Source organism: Xenorhabdus littoralis, from assembly GCF_033949345.1.
GTDB lineage: Bacteria > Pseudomonadota > Gammaproteobacteria > Enterobacterales > Enterobacteriaceae > Xenorhabdus > Xenorhabdus littoralis.
This window is the reverse complement of sequence record NZ_VCDP01000167.1, coordinates 1-2334: the sequence shown is the minus strand read 5'-3', so window position 1 is coordinate 2334 and position 2334 is coordinate 1. Positions and strand designations below refer to the sequence as shown.

At 33.6% G+C, this 2334-nt stretch carries 1 protein-coding gene; it reads left to right on the top strand.

What is annotated here, in order from left to right:
* Window positions 1–416: 416 nt before the first annotated feature.
* Window positions 417–1958 (top strand): phosphoethanolamine transferase, encoded by a 1542-nt coding sequence (locus FE394_RS18950; protein WP_319927875.1) that lies wholly within the window; start codon window positions 417–419, stop codon window positions 1956–1958.
* The last annotated feature ends 376 nt before the right edge of the window (window positions 1959–2334 follow it).

Here is a 2334-nt window from a genome sequence, read left to right as displayed (position 1 = left end):
GTCTGAAGGCCGATAAGGCGCAGGTGGGCACATATCCATCATGGCTCCGCAGAAAATAATCTGCAAATACAGAAGCCGAATGTACGAACGCAGTTATGACCGCCACCCGACGAACTTATCTTGCACATACGCGGGAGTTCATGTACGGATACAGAGCTGCAACTACTCGTCAATGTCAGAACAACGGAAGCCTTGCAAACGGGGAGGCGTTCATACAGTCGATTTATGATTGAATTCGGTGACCGTTTAACCGGCCACGTTTAATATGACATGGCGATTACACAAAATAGTAAACAAGGTTAATTATTCACAATAGAAACTTTTTATTTGTTATAAAAGATCACATACTCTTTTGTTTAAAATATTAGCACATGTATAATCGCATGTTTTTATACCGCCATTAAATGGTATACTCTATGAACTTAATGAAAAAAATATCATACAAATACATTTTGACCATTCTTTCAATGTTTAGTTTATCTTACATATTGAATCTCTTTATTTTTCAAAAAGACTCAAGCATTCCTCACTTATCAACGTTTGTTCTACTCTTATCAATCCTCTTGTTAATTAAGGAAAAAAATAGAATTCTGATTAGTATTGGCAGCTTGCTACTTTTTTTTCTAACTCTTCAAACTAATTATTCCCTAATTTTTGGTGAAAGAGTATCAGTATCAGTTTTAGATTCATTTATTGAGACAAATAAAGAAGAATCGTTATCTATGGCTGGGCATTTATTTTTCATAATGTTATTGCCATCTTTAGTAGTTACAACAGCTTTATTTTATATAATAAGAAAAAAAACAAAAAAAATTCAGTATCACATGGCTTTTAAAATATTACCTGTATTTATTTTCCTTTCTACACTTTATCTTAGTGCATCCGCCGTAGACAAACAATTATTATCAGATATCCGCGAGGAAGATAAAACAACAGGTCGATTCATAAGAGATAGATATCCTGCTGTTATTGGTGACTTTGCTTATTTATATATTTCAAGCCATTCAAATGATAAGTATGCAAATATCAGTGAAATAAATGAATTTAACAATTCAATAATAGGAAAGAAAAATTCCGAACTTAATGCTGTTATTTTGATAATGGGTGAATCATCATTATCAACACATTATAGTGTGTATGGATACGAACTAAACACAACACCAAACATGAATCGTATATTTTCTTCTAATGGGGGATGTATAATAAATAACGCACATTCTAGTGCACCAATAACAAGAAACTCTATTTCTATGTCCCTTGCTTTTCATACCCCTGAAAGTGAAGAAAATTTATTTAAGAACAAATCAATAATAGAAATGGCTAAATCGAATGGCTATAGAACATATTGGCTGGGTTCTCAAGACCTAAAAGGACTCCATTCATCTAAATATGGCTTTATCGCGAAAAAATCTGATGTAATAAAACTCACAAACTTTAAAGACGACAACCTTAGCGCTCTACTGGATACAGCCCTCTTAGATAAAGAAGAAAATAAATTCATTGTAATTCATTTACATGGCAGCCATATGCCTTATAAAAATTACGATGATACTGATAAGATAGCGCTACCTAATGCTGATAATTATGACTTAACTATCCATCATACAGATAGAGTTATAAAGGACATATATGATGTGATTGATAAAAAAAATATCAATTACTCTCTGATATACACTTCTGACCATGGAGAAATTGTCAATAAGGGGCATGGCTATCAAAAAGGTAGAGAGCAATATTTTGTGCCATTTATGTACAAATCAAATAATCATCATTTTGACTGTCAATTCATAGAATCATTTCAAAATAAAGATGGCTATTTGAGTGGATTAATGAATAAATATATCTTGTCAAATCTCATAGGTTACAGTATTGACCCCGAAATTCTTAAGGAAGAAAAGAATAATGATAGAGTGTTAACAGCAGATGAATCTGTTTTACCATTTTCACAGGTAGAGTGAGATAGATATAAAATCACGACCACTTATTTTAGTGGTCGTAAAATGCATTTAATTTTCTATTTTGATAATACTATTTGGTCCATTATTTGCCCTCCATCTTGCCACACTAGAGTTGATGGTGGGATAAATTCAATTCTTCCCCACCAGCCTCCCGGCCATTGGGTTGAAAATACGCGTCTAGCCACTGGAACTTCAAGAGGCAAATACTGTCCACTTGTGGTTCTAACATAAACTAAACAGCCGGCTATACTTTCAGTACAATTCATAGTTCCTCTATCTTGAACTCGTCCTGTCCAAACAACTTTTTCTTGAGTTCGACGAATACCAGCATCACGCTGTAAGTATCGGTTATCAGACTCCCCTCTGGTATAACACT